This is a genomic window from Hydrogenophaga intermedia (genome assembly GCF_000723405.1).
Lineage (GTDB): Bacteria > Pseudomonadota > Gammaproteobacteria > Burkholderiales > Burkholderiaceae_C > Hydrogenophaga > Hydrogenophaga intermedia.
On the sequence record NZ_CCAE010000014.1, the window covers coordinates 1 to 15,283 of the forward strand.

13 protein-coding genes and 2 riboswitches are annotated in these 15,283 nt (G+C 69.3%); of the genes, 6 read left to right on the top strand and 7 right to left on the bottom strand.

Going from position 1 to position 15,283, the window contains the following annotated elements; translation table 11 throughout:
- The first annotated feature begins 180 nt into the window (after positions 1–180).
- Both BN948_RS10600 and BN948_RS10605 read left to right on the top strand, forming a co-directional pair.
- On the top strand, positions 181–1,005 hold the full coding sequence (locus BN948_RS10600) for a class I SAM-dependent methyltransferase (RefSeq protein ID WP_009518892.1): 825 nt from the start codon (positions 181–183) through the stop codon (positions 1,003–1,005).
- A 58-nt stretch (positions 1,006–1,063) separates the two neighbouring features.
- A complete protein-coding gene (locus BN948_RS10605; RefSeq protein WP_009518893.1) occupies positions 1,064–2,497 on the top strand; it encodes an NAD(P)-binding protein in 1,434 nt (477 codons plus the stop codon).
- On the opposite strand, the gene BN948_RS10610 is transcribed toward BN948_RS10605, so the two are convergent.
- Entirely contained in the window at positions 2,463–4,397 is a 1,935-nt protein-coding gene (locus BN948_RS10610; protein WP_009518894.1) for a radical SAM protein, read from the bottom strand. The two genes, BN948_RS10605 and BN948_RS10610, sit on opposite strands and share 35 nt — an antisense overlap.
- A 108-nt stretch (positions 4,398–4,505) precedes the next feature.
- Between BN948_RS10610 and BN948_RS10615 the strand changes: the two genes are divergently transcribed.
- Positions 4,506–5,342, top strand: coding sequence for an Ivy family c-type lysozyme inhibitor (locus BN948_RS10615; RefSeq protein WP_009518895.1), 837 nt, complete (start codon positions 4,506–4,508; stop codon positions 5,340–5,342).
- A 10-nt stretch (positions 5,343–5,352) separates the two neighbouring features.
- Here the strand turns inward: BN948_RS10615 and gcvP are convergent, their stop codons facing one another.
- The 6 genes from gcvP to BN948_RS10645 form a co-directional block, all read right to left on the bottom strand.
- Positions 5,353–8,277 carry an aminomethyl-transferring glycine dehydrogenase gene (gene gcvP / locus BN948_RS10620; protein ID WP_009518896.1) on the bottom strand — a complete coding sequence of 975 codons (2,925 nt, stop codon included), beginning with the start codon at positions 8,275–8,277 and terminating at the stop codon, positions 5,353–5,355.
- Between the two features lie 26 nt (positions 8,278–8,303).
- On the bottom strand, positions 8,304–8,681 hold the full coding sequence (gene gcvH, locus BN948_RS10625) for a glycine cleavage system protein GcvH (protein WP_009518897.1): 378 nt from the start codon (positions 8,679–8,681) through the stop codon (positions 8,304–8,306).
- Positions 8,682–8,699: 18 nt separating this feature from the next.
- A complete protein-coding gene (gene gcvT / locus BN948_RS10630) occupies positions 8,700–9,857 on the bottom strand; it encodes a glycine cleavage system aminomethyltransferase GcvT (protein ID WP_009518898.1) in 1,158 nt (385 codons plus the stop codon).
- A gap of 57 nt (positions 9,858–9,914) precedes the next feature.
- A riboswitch (glycine riboswitch) is annotated at positions 9,915–10,018 on the bottom strand.
- Between the two features lie 12 nt (positions 10,019–10,030).
- Positions 10,031–10,127: riboswitch (glycine riboswitch) on the bottom strand.
- A 67-nt stretch (positions 10,128–10,194) separates the two neighbouring features.
- On the bottom strand, positions 10,195–10,704 hold the full coding sequence (locus BN948_RS10635; protein ID WP_009518899.1) for a hypothetical protein: 510 nt from the start codon (positions 10,702–10,704) through the stop codon (positions 10,195–10,197).
- Between the two features lie 120 nt (positions 10,705–10,824).
- Positions 10,825–11,226, bottom strand: a complete 402-nt coding sequence (locus BN948_RS10640; protein ID WP_009518900.1) for a DUF1428 domain-containing protein — start codon at positions 11,224–11,226, stop codon at positions 10,825–10,827.
- A gap of 32 nt (positions 11,227–11,258) precedes the next feature.
- A complete protein-coding gene (locus BN948_RS10645) occupies positions 11,259–12,944 on the bottom strand; it encodes an electron transfer flavoprotein-ubiquinone oxidoreductase (RefSeq protein WP_009518901.1) in 1,686 nt (561 codons plus the stop codon).
- 133 nt (positions 12,945–13,077) lie between these two features.
- Here BN948_RS10645 and BN948_RS10650 point away from each other — a divergent pair, with 133 nt between their 5' ends.
- From BN948_RS10650 to BN948_RS10660, 3 genes are read left to right on the top strand one after another with little or no spacing between them, the layout of a single operon-like run.
- Complete coding sequence (locus BN948_RS10650; RefSeq protein ID WP_009518902.1) at positions 13,078–13,860, top strand: SDR family oxidoreductase; 783 nt, start codon at positions 13,078–13,080, stop codon at positions 13,858–13,860.
- Positions 13,861–14,841: a DMT family transporter gene (locus BN948_RS10655; RefSeq protein WP_009518903.1), complete on the top strand. Its 981-nt coding sequence runs from the start codon at positions 13,861–13,863 to the stop codon at positions 14,839–14,841.
- Positions 14,838–15,260: an acyl-CoA thioesterase gene (locus BN948_RS10660; RefSeq protein ID WP_009518904.1), complete on the top strand. Its 423-nt coding sequence runs from the start codon at positions 14,838–14,840 to the stop codon at positions 15,258–15,260. Before BN948_RS10655 ends, BN948_RS10660 begins: the two co-directional genes overlap by 4 nt.
- Positions 15,261–15,283 lie beyond the last annotated feature (23 nt).

Here is a 15,283-nt window from a genome sequence, read left to right on the forward strand (position 1 = left end):
CCCCCTTCCCGGCGGCGGGCCGGGGCGAGGGGGAGGCGGGGGGGCGCGCAAAAAATTGGCCCGGGGGGGGGGGAAGGGGCAAGGGGGGGGAAAATAAAAAAACCACCCCCAGCGCCACGCCCCCGCCCCCCACCCCGCCGATACCCTGATCCGACCACCCCCAGACTGAGGAGCTTCCCCGTGAACGCCGTCATCGACACCCCCACCCCCGATTTCACCGCCATCAAGCAGCGCCAGCAGGCCACCTGGGCCAGCGGCGACTACGCCGCCATCGGCACCACCCTGCAAATCGTCGGCGAGACGCTCGCCGAAGCCGCCGACGTGCGCGCCGACGAGGCCGTGCTCGACGTGGCCGCTGGCAACGGCAACGCCACCCTGGCCGCCGCGCGCCGCCACGCGCAGGTCACCTCCACCGACTACGTGCAGTCCCTGCTCGACAAGGGCCGCGAACGCGCCCAGGCGGAAGGCCTGAACGTGCAGTTCCGGCTGGCCGATGCCGAGGCGCTGCCTTTCGACGACGCCAGCTTCGACGTGGTGCTGTCCACCTTCGGCGTGATGTTCACGCCCGACCACCAGACGGCCGCGCAGGAGATGCTGCGCGTGCTGAGGCCGGGCGGGCGCATCGCCCTGGCGAACTGGACGCCGGCCGGCTTCATCGGCCGCCTGTTCAAGGTGATCGGCGCGCACGTGCCGCCGCCGGTTGGCGTGAAGCCGCCTTCGCTGTGGGGCACCGAGCCGCACATCGTGGAGCTGTTCGGCGCACAGGCCGCGAACATCCGTTGCGAGCGTCGGCTCTTCAACTTCCGCTACCGCTCGGCGGCGCACTGGGTGCAGGTGTTCCGCCAGGTGTACGGTCCCACGCACAAGGCCTTCGCCGCGCTCGATGCGGCGGGCGCTGCCTCGCTGGAGCGTGGCATCACCGCACTGCTCGACGAGCTCAACACCGCGCAGGGCTCGCTGGTCGTGCCCAGCGAATACCTCGAGATCGTGGTCACCAAGGCCTGAGCGCCCGCCACCGATGCAACACCTGGCCCCGCCGCGCGCGGGGTCGCAGGAGGCACACATGAACCCCGATCCTTTGACGGCCGACTACGTGGTGGTCGGCGCCGGTGCCGTCGGCATGGCCCTGGCCGACACCCTGGTGACCGAGAGCGAGGCCAGCGTGGTCCTGGTGGACCGCCGCGCCCAACCGGGCGGCCACTGGAACGACGCCTACCCCTTCGTGCGGCTGCATGGTCCATCGGCCATCTACGGCGTGAACTCGATGCCGCTGGGCAGCGGGCGCATCGACGAGACCGGCCTCAACCAGGGCCTGCACGAACTGGCCAGTGGCGCCGAGATCCGCGACTACTACCAGCGCGTGTTGCACGAGCGCCTGCTGGCCAGCGGGCGCGTGCGCTGGCTGCCGCTGCACGACGTGGATCCGCAGGGCGTGGCCGTCTCGCTGGTGAACGGCGAGCGCCAGCCTCTCGTGGCGCGCCAGCGCTGGGTGGACGCCACGCGGGCCGACACGCAGGTGCCGGCCACGCACGCGCCGCGCTTCGCGGTGGCCGAAGGGGTGCGCTGCCTCACCCCGACCGAGTTGACGCAGCACCGTGAGCCGGCGGGCGGCTACGTCATCGTGGGCGGCGGCAAGACCGCCATGGACACGGCCCTGTGGCTGCTCGGCCAGGGCGTGGACCCGGACGGCATCACCTGGATCCGCCCGCGCGAGGCCTGGGTGCTGAACCGCGCCAATGTGCAGCCCGCCGCGCCGTTCGCATTGCCGACCCTGGCCGCGATGGTGAGCGAGCTGGAGATCGCGCGCGACGCGGGCTCGTTGCCGGAGCTGTTCGAGCGGCTCGAAGCGGCGCGCCTGCTGCAGCGCATCGACACCAGTGTCGCACCCACGATGTACCGCTGCGCCATCCTCAGCGAGGCCGAGCTGGCGCAATTGCGCCGCATCCGCCGCGTGGTGCGCCTGGGTCATGTGCGCGCCATCGAGCGCGACCACATCGTGCTCGACCGCGGCGAGATCGCCACCTCGCCGTCGCAGGTGCACGTGCACTGCAGCGCGGCCGGCCTGCCGCGCGGGCCGATGGAGCCCATCTTCCAGGGCGCGCGCATCGTGCCGCAGTACGTGCGGCGCTGCTCGCCCACGTTCAGCGCCGCCTTCGTCGCGCACCTGGCGCTCAGCCCGTTGGACGACGCGCAGCGCAACGCCCTGAGCGCGCCCGTGCCGGTGCCCAACGAGCCGCTCGATTGGCTGCGCATGCACCTGAACACCGCGCGCAACCAACTGGCCTGGGCGCAGCGCCCCGAGCTGCAGGACTGGTTTCGCCGCAGCCGCCTGGAGGCCTACAGCGCGCTGTTCGAGCAGGCTGCAAAACAGGGCGACCCGGCCTGGGGTGAGCTGCAGGTGCGGCTGAAGCGGGCGCGCGGGGCGGGGCTGGAGCGCATGGCCGAGTTGCTGCGTTCGGCGATCAAGCCGTCTCCCGCTGAGTCAGCGCCCGCGTGATTCGGTGCTTCTTCACGGTCGTCCTCGGCACCGGAAACGGCAGATGCTCGAACCACGCCCGCACGTCTTCCTCCAGCCCGGTGCCGTGCATGTAGTTGTAGAGCGCCTTGCGCAATCCGACGCCCAGCGCGTCGTGGTCCACGCCGGTGGGGTCGATGAAGCCGATGTCGTTCTTGGCGAAGCTCACCGGCGGCAGCGGAATCAACTCGATGCCGTAGTCCTGCGGGTTGAGGCCCACCGGTGAGTGCACGGTGCACGAGAAGCGGTGGAAGAAGCCGCTCTGGATGCAGCCGTTGAGGAAGAGCTGGCGCACGTACTCCAGCGCGTCCACCGTGTCCTGCACGGTCTGCGTGGGAAAGCCGTACATCAGGTAGGCGTGCACCAGGATGCCTGCGTCGCTGAAGCCCTTGGTGACGCGCGCCACCTGGTCCACCGTCACCCCCTTTTTCATCAGCGTGAGCAGGCGGTCGCTGGCCACCTCCAGGCCACCGCTCATGGCGATGCAGCCGCTGTCGGCGAGCAACTGCGAGAGCTCGGGCGTGAAGGTCTTCTCGAAGCGGATGTTGCCCCACCAACTGATGGCCAGGTCGCGGCGCAGCAGTTCTTCGGCCAGGGCCTTCAGGGCCTTGGGCGGCGCGGCCTCGTCCACGAAGTGAAAGCCCGTCTGGCCGGTTTCGTCGACGATGCGTTCGATGCGGTCCACCAGCGTGCGCGCCTCGGCGGTTTCGTAGCGGCCGATGTAGTCCAGCCCCACGTCGCAGAAGCTGCACTTCTTCCAGTAGCAGCCGTGCGCCACCGTCAGCTTGTTCCAGCGCCCGTCGCTCCAGAGCCGGTGCATGGGGTTGAGCATGTCGAGCAGGCTCAGGTAGTCGTGCAGGGGCAGGCCGTCCCAGGTGGGCGTGCCCACGTCCTCGAAGGGCACGTCGGGTTCGGCGAGGTTGAGGTACTTCACCGCGCCGGTTTCGTCGCGCAGGAAGGTGCGCACCAGCCTTTGCGGGCCGCGCCGGCCTTGCAGGTGCTCGATGAGCGCGAGCAGCGGTCGCTCGCCCGCGTCCAGCGTCACGTAGTCGACGAAGTCGAACAGGCGCGCTTCCTTCAGCTCGCGCAGTTCGGTGTTGACGTAGCCGCCACCGAGCGCGATGGGCAGACCCGGCCAGCGCGCCTTGACGGCCTGCGCGATGCGCAGCGCGCCGTACACCGCGCCTGGAAACGGCACCGAGAGCAGCAGCAATTGCGGTGCGTGCCGCTCCACCGCGGCGACGGCCAGCGCCTGCAGTGTGTCGTCCACCAGCGTGGGCGGCGCGGCCAGGGCCTGCGCGAGTGGTTCGAAGGTGGGTTGGCTGCTGGCCAGCGATTCGCCGTAGCGCACGAAGGCGAAGCGCTCGTCCACCGCGTCGCGGACCACGTCGGCCAGGTCGTCGAGGAAGAGCGTGGCGATGTGGCGCGCGCGGTCGTTCGTGCCCAGGGCACCGAAGGCCCAGCCCAGCGGGTCGCCGCCGTCTTCTTCGTTCAGGTGGTCGTATTGCTCCAGCGCGGCGAAGCGCGGGCCTTCGGGCAGCAGTTCGCGCGCGGCGATGCGGTGCGCCAGCGTGCTGTCGCGCCCTTGCAGGAAGGCAATGGTCGGCGCGATGGCGCGGCGGTGGCGCGCGAAGCTGTCCAGGAAGGCATGCACGCTGGCCGAGCGCTTCGCTTCGGGCAGGGCCAGGGCGCGGTCACGTATCGCGTCCAGCCCCGCAGGCGTGAACAGCTTGAGCACCAGGGCCAGCGCCAGGTCGGTCTGCACCGCGTCGATGCCGCGCGAGCGCAGGAAGCCCGTGAGGTAGGCGGTGGAGGGGTAGGGCGTGTTGAGCTGCGTCATCGGCGGGATGACGCTGAGCACGCGAAAGGCGGAGGCGGTCATGGCAAGGCGTGGGGTCGGCGGGCAGTGTACGGCGGGGCGCCCGGCCCTCGTTTGGGAGTGGACGCTTGCCCGTGCGCCGGCCTAGCATGGCGCTTCTGGAGGTGGACCATGTCGAAACTGTCCGGATTTCTGCTGGCCATGCTGGGGCTGGCGCTGGCCGGTGCCGCTGGTGCGCAGGGCCTGCGGCCCGATGCCCTGGCGATGTTCGGGGGCCGCTATGCCCTGGATTGCGCCAAGGCCGACTCGCCGCGCGTGCTGGTCGAGGCGCAACAGATGCGCATCGAGCAGGGCAACCAACGCATCACCGTGGGCACGCTCGATTCGGCGTTCAGCTACTTCGGCCAGAACCCACCGCCCGATTTTCGCGTGGCGCTGCTGGGCCAGGTGAAGGGGCGGCATGAGGTGATTGCCCTGGTGAACGCCGACGGCAAGGGGCAGTACCTCTCGCTTGATGGCGACCGCACCGTGATGGCGAACCTGGGCGCCCTGGGCCAGGCGAAGTTCCGCCACTGCAACGAGGCCGCCAACCGCCAGGCCGTGGCCGACCAGCAGGCCGCGAAACAGGCCGAAGCAGCGGCCCGCGCGCCCGTGGCGCCGGGCACAGCGAAGCACCCCTCGGAGCTGATCCGCGATCCGCGCTTCAAGCCCGCTTACCGGCGCGCGCTCGGGCCGTTGTCGCGAACACCTTGGCTGGGCGAGATGAACGGCCCCGCGCCCGACCTGAGGCAGCAGCGCATCGGCGGCGTGGACTACACGGTGGCGGCGTTCTGCCAGCCGCACGACTGCGGCGACAACAACGCCGTGCTGCTGTACGACGCGGCGCAGGGCCGCGTGTTTGGCCTGTTGCAGCAGAAGGGTCGCATGCAGGGCTTTGGCTCGCCGCCCGGGCCGCTGCTGGCCGAACTGAACGCGATCTGGCGCAAGGAGTGGGGTCAGGGGCGCTGAGGCGCCGCCCTCAGTCCGCCAGATCCCCCGGCGGCACGCAGCTGCAGAACAGGTTGCGGTCGCCGTAGACGTTGTCCACGCGGCCCACGGGCGGCCAGTACTTGGCGTGCGCGCGCGTGTCCAGCACCGCGGCGCCCGCGTCGCGGGGGTAGGCGTGCGTCCACTCGCCCTTGAGCAGGCTGGCCGCGGTGTGCGGCGCGTGCTTCAGGGGGTTGTCGTCCTGAGGCCATTCGCCTTTCTCGATGCGGCGGATTTCCTCGCGGATGGCGATCATGGCCTCGATGAAGCGGTCGATCTCCTCCAGCGTTTCGCTTTCGGTGGGCTCCACCATCAGCGTGTTGGCCACGGGGAAGGACAGCGTGGGCGCGTGGAAGCCGTAGTCGATGAGGCGCTTGGCCACGTCCTCGGCCATCACGCCGCTGGTGTCCTTCAGTTGGCGCAGATCCAGGATGCACTCGTGCGCGACGTGGCCCAGCCTTCCTTCCTTGCCCTCGCTGGCGTACAGCGTGGGAAAGTGGTCTGCCAGGCGGGTGCTGATGTAGTTGGCCGAGAGGATGGCGGCCTCGGTGGCGCGCTGCAGGCCGTCGGCGCCCATCATGCGGATGTACATCCACGAGATGGGCAGCACGGCCGCGTTGCCCAGCGGCGCCGCGGAAATGGCCCCCACGCCATTGACTGGCAGGCCGCCGGCCGCGTGCCCCGGCAGGAAGGGCACGAGGTCTTCCACCACACAGACCGGGCCCACGCCCGGCCCGCCACCGCCGTGTGGGATGCAGAAGGTCTTGTGCAGGTTGAGGTGGCTCACGTCGCCACCGAACTCGCCCGGCGCGGCCACGCCCACCAGGGCGTTCATGTTGGCGCCGTCCACGTAGACGCGCCCGCCGTGCTGGTGCACCAGGGCGCACAGCTCCTTCACCTGGGTTTCGAACACGCCGTGCGTGCTGGGGTAGGTGATCATCACCGCGGCCAGGTTCTTCGAGTGCTGCTCGCACCGGGCCTTCAGGTCGGCAAGGTCCACGTTGCCGTTCTCGTCGCACTTGGTGACGACGACCTGCATGCCCACCATCTGCGCGCTGGCGGGGTTGGTGCCGTGCGCGCTGCTGGGGATCAGGCAGATGTTGCGGTGGCCCTCGCCGCGCGAGCGGTGGTACGCCTGGATGACGAGCAAACCCGCGTACTCGCCCTGCGAGCCCGCATTGGGCTGCAGGCTGATGCCGGCGTAGCCCGTGGCCTCGCACAGCCAGTCGCGCAACTGCTGGTCGAGCAGGGTGTAGCCCTCACGCTGGTCGGCCGGGGCGAAGGGGTGCACGTTCGCGAACTCCGGCCAGGTGATGGGGATCATCTCGCTGGTGGCGTTGAGCTTCATGGTGCACGAGCCCAGGGGGATCATGCTGCGGTCCAGCGCGAGGTCCTTGTCCGACAGCATGCGGATGTAGCGCAGCATGCCGGTTTCGCTGTGGTGGGTGTTGAAGACCGGGTGGGTGAGGAAGTCGCTGGTGCGGCGCAGCCCCTGCGGGATCAGCGGCTCGGCGCCCTTCTCGAAGGCCTCGAACGAGGGCAGGGTCTGGCCGTCTGTGGCGAAGATGGTCCACAGCAGTGCGACGTCTTCGCGCGTGGTGGTTTCATCGAGCGTGACGATGAGGTATTCGTCCCAGGCCTTGCGCAGGTTGGCGCCGTGGGCCACGGCGCGCGCGGCGATGGCGTCCACCTTCGCCTGGGTGGTGTGCAGGCAGACCGTGTCGAACACGCCCTGTTCGCCGTGGTGCGTGTTGCTGTAGCCCAGTTGCGCCAGGCCCTTGGCCAGGATGGCGGTGTAGGCCGCCACGCGTTGTGCGATGCGCTTCAAGCCCCGCGGGCCGTGGTACACGGCGTACATGCTGGCGATCACCGCCGGCAGCACCTGCGCGGTGCAGATGTTGCTGGTGGCCTTCTCGCGGCGGATGTGCTGCTCGCGCGTCTGCAGGGCCAGGCGGTAGGCGGGCTTGCCGTGCGCGTCCACGCTCACGCCCACCAGCCGGCCGGGCAGGCTGCGTTTGAACTCGTCGCGGCAGGCCATGTAGGCGGCGTGCGGGCCGCCGTTGCCCATGGGCATGCCGAAGCGCTGCGTGGTGCCGACGACGATGTCCGCGCCCATTTCGCCGGGCGGCTTCAGCAATGTCAGCGCCAGCAGGTCGGCCGCCACGACGAAGGCGGCGCCCTTGCCGTGCACGGTGGCTGCGTCCTGCGTCCAGTCGTGCAGCCAGCCGCTGGACGCGGGGTACTGCGTGAAGGCGGCGAAGTAATCGTCGGCTGCGAGCATCGCATCCCATTCCTCGCCCGACATGGCGATGCGCACTTCCAGCCCCAGTGGGGCCGCGCGCGTCTGGATCACCTCGATCGTCTGCGGGTGCACGTCGCCCGACACCACGAAAGCGTTGCCCTTGGCCTTCACCGAGCGCTTGGCCAGTGTCATGGCTTCGGCGGCTGCGGTGGCCTCGTCGAGCATGGACGCGTTGGCGATGGCCATGCCGGTCAGGTCGGTCACCATGGTCTGGAAGTTGACCAGCGCCTCCATGCGGCCTTGCGAGATCTCGGCCTGGTAGGGCGTGTAGGCGGTGTACCAGGCCGGGTTCTCCAGGACGTTGCGCAGGATGACGCCCGGCGTGTGCGTGCCGTGATAGCCCTGGCCGATGAAGCTCTTGAGCAGCTTGTTCCTGCCCGCGATGCCCTTGAGCTCGGCCAGTGCGGCGGCCTCGGTGAGTGGCGCGGGCAACTGCATGCCCTGGCGGCGCGCGATGGCGCGCGGCACGATGCTGTCGATGAGCGCGCGGCGCGAGGCCTCGCCGATGACGGACAGCATGTGGGCCTCGTCGGCGTCGGTGAGGCCGATGTGGCGCGCGACGAACTCGCTGGCGTTTTCGAGTTCGCCCAGGGGCTTGACGGAGGGCATGAGCATGGCAGGGCCTCGGTGGCGGGGAAAGGTCAGGCGTTGTCCTTGACGAACTTCTGGTAGGCCGGTTCGTCCATCAATGGGTCGAACTGGCCCATGTCCTTGATCAGGACCTTGAAGAACCAGCCGTTGCCCAGCGGGTCGCTGTTGGCCAGCGACGGGTCGGCGCGCAGGGCCTCGTTGACCTCGGTCACTTCGCCGTCGAGCGGCATGTAGACGTCGGCGGCGGCCTTCACCGACTCGACGACGCCAGCCACCTCGCCCTTGGCGTAGGTGCGGCCCACCTCGGGCAGTTCGACGAAGACCACGTCGCCCAGCGCGTCCTGCGCGTGCAGCGTGATGCCGACGACGGCGGCCTCGTGGTCCTCGAGCTGGATCCACTCGTGATCGGGGGTGTACTTGACGGTCATGGTTGATCTCCTGGGCGTTCAGCCGCGGTGGTAACGGTTGGGGACGAAGGGCAAGGCGGATACCTGCATGGGCACGGCCTTGCCGCGCACCATGGCGTTCAGGCGCGTGCCCACGGCGGCGAAGGCCGGTGGCACGTAGCCCATGGCGATGGGTTGGTTGATGCTGGGACCGAGCAGGCCGCTGGTGACCTCACCCAGGCGTTCGCCGGCTTCGCTGTGCAGCTCGGTGTGTTCGCGCACGGGCACACGCTCCTGCGCGATGAGGCCCACGCGCACGCGCTGAACCGGCAGGCTGCCGTCGAGTTGCGCGAGCACGCGGTCCGCACCGGGGAAGCCGCCGGCGCGCGCGCCGCCCGTGCGGCGCACCTTCTGCATGGCCCAGTTGAGCGCGGCTTCCACCGGCGTGGTGGTGGTGTCGATGTCGTTGCCGTAGAGGCACAGGCCGGCCTCCAGGCGCAGCGAGTTGCGCGCGCCCAGGCCCACGGGCTTCACCTCGGGTTGTTGGAGCAAGGCGCGTGCGAAGGCCTCGGTATCGGCGGCGGCCAGGGAGATCTCGAAGCCGTCTTCGCCGGTGTAGCCGCTGCGCGTGACGAAGAGCGGCTTGTCTTGCCAGGAGAAGGCGCCACCCGTCATGAAGACCAGCTTCTCGACGCCGGGCACCAGGCGCTGCAGCGCCGCCACGGCTTGCGGGCCCTGCAACGCCAGCAAGCCGCGGTCGAACTGCGGCTCTACGGTGCAGCGTGCGCCGATGCGGTCGACGATGTGCTTGAGGTCGCCGTGCTTGCAGGCGCCGTTGACGATGACGAACAGGTCACCACCGTTCGCCACGTCGCGGTTCACGAACATCAGGTCGTCGATGACCATGCCCTCGTCGGTGAGCAGCAGCCCGTAGCGCTGCTTGCCGGGCGCCAGGCCGATCACGTCCACTGGCATCAGGCTCTCGAAGGCGGCCGCCGCGTCGGGGCCAATCAGCCGCAACTGGCCCATGTGCGAGACGTCGAACAGGCCGGCGGCGCTGCGCGTGTGCAGGTGCTCGGCCATCAGGCCCATGCCCGGGCCCTGGTACTGCACCGGCATGCTGTAGCCCGCGAAGGGCACCATGCGCGCGCCCAGTTCGAGGTGCAGCGCGTGCAGCGGGGTCTGGAGGAGATCGGTGGAAGCGTCGGAGGAGGACAAGGCGGACTCGCTGGCGGGGGCAGGCCCCTCGTGGGGCGGGACACGGGGTCACCCGTGCGCTGCCCCACTGTCCGCTTTACCTGAGAGATTCACGCGGGCGATGCCGCGCTTGCTCCTTCGGTGGACCCCATCGGGTGGGGCCTCTCTCCAGGGGGGATCGCCTGCCGTTCGGCGGGCGTTTGCCAGTCCTTTTGCCTGAGCGTTCGGGGCCGTTCCAGCCTCCTGCGCCTTCGGCGGTTCCTCGAAGGAACGCTCTCCTGACAATGCGGCGGATTCTAGCCGGGAAGCTCGCGCGGGGCGGCGACGATCCGTCGCATCGCCATCGCCAGCTCAGGGATCAGGCGGCTTGCAGCGCCGACTCGGGCAGCACCTTGGCCAGGCGCTCGCTGATGGAGGCGGCGCGTTCCACCCCGGCCAGGCGCTCGACTTCGGTGAGCATCTCCCGGCCCACCAGCATCATGCTGCTGGCGTCGCGCGCCTCGCGCAGGGCGTTGCGAAAGCGATCGGCCAGGGCGCGGTCACGGGCGGCGAACATGCGATCGGACAGGTCGAACAGGAACATGCGCGCGCTGGCCAGCGAGCGCGGGCCGCTGAAGGTGTCGACGGAGCCTGCGGTGGGTGGCGGCGGCACCGGGCGGGCGGGCGGCGCGGCCGGCGTCTGTTCGATGAGGTACCCGCCGGCCAGCAGCGCCTGCACCATCGCACGGCCTTCGCCATGAAAGAGCGCGTTGAGCGAGTCGGTGGACTTGCGGCCATCGGCCACGAGCAGGATGGCGCGCTCGCGCTGGCCCAGCGTGCGCTGGCCCGGCAGGAGTTCGGTGCGGCCCTTGTCGGTCTTGATGAGCATGGCGTGTCGCAGGGTTGCTGCAGAATACGCAGCACTCTGGGCAGGCCGGATGACGGTTGCGTTACAGCGGGCGCAAAAAAGCCGCCCGTGGGCGGCTGATGGGGCAGTGCGTGAGGGACCTCACGCCAGTGGCAGAGGCATCGGCAGGAACCCTCCCGCGATGAGTCGCACGCCGTCGAACACGGGGACCTGTCCCTCGAACTGCATGCGCGGGTCGCTCGTCACCTTGGCCATTCCCGCATCCCTGGCCGCCTTGTCGGGCCATTCCACCCAGGACATCACCAGGGTCTCGTCCTCGCGCGCGCCAGCGGCCTGGCGAAAGCCGGTGTAGGCGTCGGCGGCCTGACGCACGGCGTCACCATGGTAGGTGGAGGCATCGGGACCGGATTCGTCCAGCCAGCACTCCGTCACCCGCAGCGCGCCGCACGCGCGCACGACCCGCGCCGACGTGGCCGCCATGCGCTCGTATGCGGCCTTGTTGGCGCGCGGCACCGGCACCAGGTAGCAGTCGATGTAGGGCACGTCCAGTCTCCTTCCGGCTTGCCGCGCGAGGCTCACATTCCCGCGTAGTTCGGTCCGCCCCCGCCCTCCGGCGTCACCCACACGATGTTCTGCGTCGGGTCCTTGATGTCGCAGGTCTTGCAGTGCACGCAGTTCTGCGCGTTGATCTGCAGGCGGTCCTCGCCGGCGTCGGTCTTCACGAACTCGTACACGCCGGCCGGGCAGTAGCGGCTCTCGGGGCCCGCATAGGTCGCCAGGTTCACCTGCACCGGCACCGCGCTGTTCTTCAGCGTCAGGTGCGCGGGCTGGTTCTCCTCGTGGTTGGTGTTGGAGACGAACACGCTGGAGAGGCGGTCGAAGGTGATGACGCCGTCGGCCTTGGGGTAGGCGATCCTGGGCATCTGGTCGGCCGGCTTCAGGTACTCGTGGTCGGGCTTGTCGCGGTGCAGCGTCCAGGGCGGGGCGCTCACGCCGATCTTGGGCAGGAACCACTGCTCGATGCCGGTCATGAGCTTGCCCATCAGGGGGCCCTTCTTGAACCAGGCCTTGAAGTTGCGCGTCTGCCAAAGTTCTTCGTGCAGCCAGCTCTTCTCGAACGCCGCGGGGTAGGCCGAGAGCTCGTCGCTGGAACGCCCGGCGGTCACGGCCTCGTAAGCGGCCTCGGCACACAGCATGCCGCTCTTGATGGCTGCGTGGCTGCCCTTGATGCGCGCGGCGTTGAGGTAGCCCGCATCGCAGCCCACCAGCGCGCCGCCGGGGAACACGGTCTTGGGCATGGCTTGCGGTGTGCCGTTGTTGATGGCGCGCGCGCCGTAGCCCAGGCGCTTGCCGCCCTCGATGTGCGCCTTGATGGCCGGGTGCGTCTTCCAGCGCTGCATTTCCTCGAAGGGCGAGAGCCAGGGGTTGCTGTAGTCCAGGCCGATGACGAAGCCCAGCGTGACCTTGTTGTCCTCCAGGTGGTAGAGGAAGCCGCCGCCGAAGGTGTCGTCCGTCATGGGCCAGCCGGCGGTGTGCACCACCAGGCCCGGCTTGGCCTTGTCGGCCGGGATCTCCCACAGCTCCTTCACGCCGATGGCCCAGCTCGACGGGTCCTTGCCCTTGTCGAGGTCGAACTTGCCGATGAGTTGCTTGCCCAGGTGGCCGCGCGCGCCCTCGGCGAACACGGTGTACTTGGCGTGCAGCTCCATGCCGAGCTGGAAGGCCTCGGTGGGCTCGCCGTCCTTGCCGATGCCCTGATTGCCCGTGGCCACGCCTTTCACCGAGCCGTCGTCGTTGTAGAGGATCTCGGCGGCGGTGAAGCCGGGGAAGATCTCCACGCCCAGGGCCTCGGCCTGCTCGGCCAGCCACTTCACCACGTTGCCCAGGCTGATGACGTAGCAGCCGTCGTTGTGGAAGTTGCGCGGCATCAGGAAGTCGGGCGTGCGGCTGGAGCCCGTCTCGCTGAGCATGAGCAAATCATCACCGGTGACGGGCTGATTCAAGGGCGCACCGCGCTCCTTCCAGTCGGGGAACAGCTCGTTGATGCCACGCGGATCCATCACCGCACCCGAGAGGATGTGCGCACCGGGCTCGGAGCCTTTCTCCAGCACGCAGACGTTGACCTCGGTGCCTTTCTCGGCGGCCAGTTGCTTCAGGCGGATGGCGGTGGACAGGCCGGCCGGGCCGGCGCCGACCACGACCACGTCGTATTCCATGGCTTCGCGGGGGCCGAACCGGGCCAGGATCTCGTCATGCGTCATGGGGGGTCTCGCTCATAATGTTTGACAACCTCCGGCCGCTCTCCTTTGCGAAGGGCTCTTGTCCCGGAGTGGACCGCATTTTATGCGGCGACCGCACAAAATCGAACGACCGTTCACATTTGGGAGCCTCAGCATGGCCTACACCCTCGATCTCTCGGGCCGCGTGGCCCTCATCACCGGCGCGTCCAGCGGCCTGGGCGCGCAGTTCGCCAAGACGCTGGCGCAGGCCGGCGCGGCCGTGGTGCTGGCCAGCCGTCGCACCGACCGCCTGATGAACCTGCGCGCGCACATCGAGGCCGAAGGCGGCGCGGCACACGTGGTGGCGCTGGACGTGACGGACCTGGCCTCGATCAAGGCCGCCATCGCGCACGCGGAGACCGAGGTCGGCCCCATCGACATCCTCATCAACAACTCGGGCGTGAGCACCACGCAGCGCCTGCAGGACGTGACGGAGGCCGACTACGACTTCGTCTTCGACACCAACACCAAGGGCGCCTTCTTCGTGGCGCAAGAGGTGGGCAAGCGCATGATCGCGCGCGCCAAGGGCGCGGCACCGGGCACGTTCGTTGGGGGGCGCATCGTCAACATCGCGTCGATGGCGGGGCTGAAGGTGCTGCCGCAGATCGGCGTGTACTGCATGAGCAAGGCCGCCGTGGTGCAGATGACCAAGGCCATGGCGCTGGAGTGGGGCCGCTTCGGCATCAACGTCAATGCCATCTGCCCCGGCTACATCGACACCGAGCTCAACCACGAGCACTGGAAGACCGAGCAAGGCAGGAAGCTCATCGAAATGACGCCGCGCAAGCGCCTGGGGCAGGCCAGCGACCTGGACGCGCTGCTGGTGATGCTGTGCTCGAACGAAAGCCATTTCGTGAACGGCGCCGTGATCGCGGCCGACGACGGCTTCGGCGCGTAGATGAGCACCCCCCGCGCCGCCTTCGGCGTCACCCCCCAGGGGGCAACACCTGCGGCCGGGCAAAGCCCGTTCCGCGGTGTTTCTGGGTTGGGGGTCCTCGCTGGCCTCGGGGCTGGCGCCTTTTGGGGCACCACGTTTGTTGCCCCTTTGGTCGTGCCCGCGTTCGGCACGGTCGATCTCACCGTGGGCCGCTTCCTCGTCTGCGGGCTGCTGTCGCTGGTGCTGCTGCTGTGGGCCGCGCTGCGCGGCGAGGCGCGCTGGCCCTCGGCGCCGCAGGCCTGGGCCGCGCTGGGCCTGAGCCTGCTGGGCTACACGGGCTACTACCTGCTGCTGGTGCTGGCCATTCAGGCGGCGGGCGCTGCGTTGCCGGTGCTCATCATCGGCACCATTCCCTTGTGGGTGATGCTGCTGGGCAAGCCGCAGGGCCTGCGCTGGCGCGCGCTGTTGCCGGGGCTGGTGCTCACGGCCGCGGGCATCGCGCTGATGATGCGGTCCAGCGCGCACGGCGGCGGGGGCGGCGCCGGCTCGAATCTGTGGATGGGCGTGTTGCTCGCGGCGTTGGCCACGGCTTCGTGGACGGCCTTCGGTCTGCTCAACGCGCGCTGGCTGGCGCGCCATCCCGAGGTCAACTCCACGCTGTGGGCGAACTGGCTGGGCGTGGCCGCGGGCCTGGGCGCCATCGGCATCGCGGCGGTGGCGGGCAGCGCGCCCACTGAACTCATGGCGCAGCCGCGCTTCGGCCTGTTCGTGGCGGTGAGCCTGGTCACCGGCATTGGCGCGGCCTGGGTCGCGTCGGTGCTGTGGAACATGGCCAGCCGGCGGCTCAGCGCCAGCCTCGCGGGCCAACTCATCGTGAGCGAGACCGTCTTCGGCCTGCTCTACACCTTCGCCTGGAATGGGCAGTGGCCCGCCGCCGTGCAGTGGCTGGCGTGCGCGCTGTTCGTGCTGGGCATCCTTGCCTCCATTCGCGCCCACCGATGAAATTCGAACTGCCCGAGAAGAAGAAACAGGTCCACCAGATGCGCATCCCCATCCGCTGGGGTGACATGGACGCCATGGGCCACGTGAACAACACGGTCTACTTCCGCTACCTGGAAACCATCCGCATCGACTGGATGCATTCCATCGGTTGCGAGCCCGACCCGCGCGGCGAAGGCCCGGTGATCATCAACGCCTTCTGCACCTTCCACAAACAACTCGAGTTCCCGGGCGAGGTGATCGCCACCATGTACGTGAGCGACACCGGCCGCAGCAGCTTCGAGAGCTGGTGCACGCTCACGCGCGCGGACGATCCCGACACGGTCTACGCCTCGGGCGGCGCCACCACGGTGTGGGTCAATTTCCCGCAACAAAGGTCCGCGCCCATCCCGCCCTTGCTGCGCCAGCACCTCGACGCCTGACGCCCCGCGACGGGTCACAAATG

What these genes read in the sequence shown, in the direction of transcription:
- gcvP (WP_009518896.1), bottom strand. Translation starts at nt 8,277, where the DNA reads ATGCTCATGCCCTCCGTCAAGCCCCTGGGCGAACTCGAAAACGCCAGC.
- BN948_RS10660 (WP_009518904.1), top strand. Translation starts at nt 14,838, where the DNA reads ATGAAATTCGAACTGCCCGAGAAGAAGAAACAGGTCCACCAGATGCGC.
- BN948_RS10605 (WP_009518893.1), top strand. Translation starts at nt 1,064, where the DNA reads ATGAACCCCGATCCTTTGACGGCCGACTACGTGGTGGTCGGCGCCGGT.
- BN948_RS10650 (WP_009518902.1), top strand. Translation starts at nt 13,078, where the DNA reads ATGGCCTACACCCTCGATCTCTCGGGCCGCGTGGCCCTCATCACCGGC.
- BN948_RS10635 (WP_009518899.1), bottom strand. Translation starts at nt 10,704, where the DNA reads ATGCTCATCAAGACCGACAAGGGCCGCACCGAACTCCTGCCGGGCCAG.
- BN948_RS10615 (WP_009518895.1), top strand. Translation starts at nt 4,506, where the DNA reads ATGTCGAAACTGTCCGGATTTCTGCTGGCCATGCTGGGGCTGGCGCTG.
- BN948_RS10645 (WP_009518901.1), bottom strand. Translation starts at nt 12,944, where the DNA reads ATGACGCATGACGAGATCCTGGCCCGGTTCGGCCCCCGCGAAGCCATG.
- gcvH (WP_009518897.1), bottom strand. Translation starts at nt 8,681, where the DNA reads ATGACCGTCAAGTACACCCCCGATCACGAGTGGATCCAGCTCGAGGAC.
- BN948_RS10655 (WP_009518903.1), top strand. Translation starts at nt 13,861, where the DNA reads ATGAGCACCCCCCGCGCCGCCTTCGGCGTCACCCCCCAGGGGGCAACA.
- BN948_RS10610 (WP_009518894.1), bottom strand. Translation starts at nt 4,397, where the DNA reads ATGACCGCCTCCGCCTTTCGCGTGCTCAGCGTCATCCCGCCGATGACG.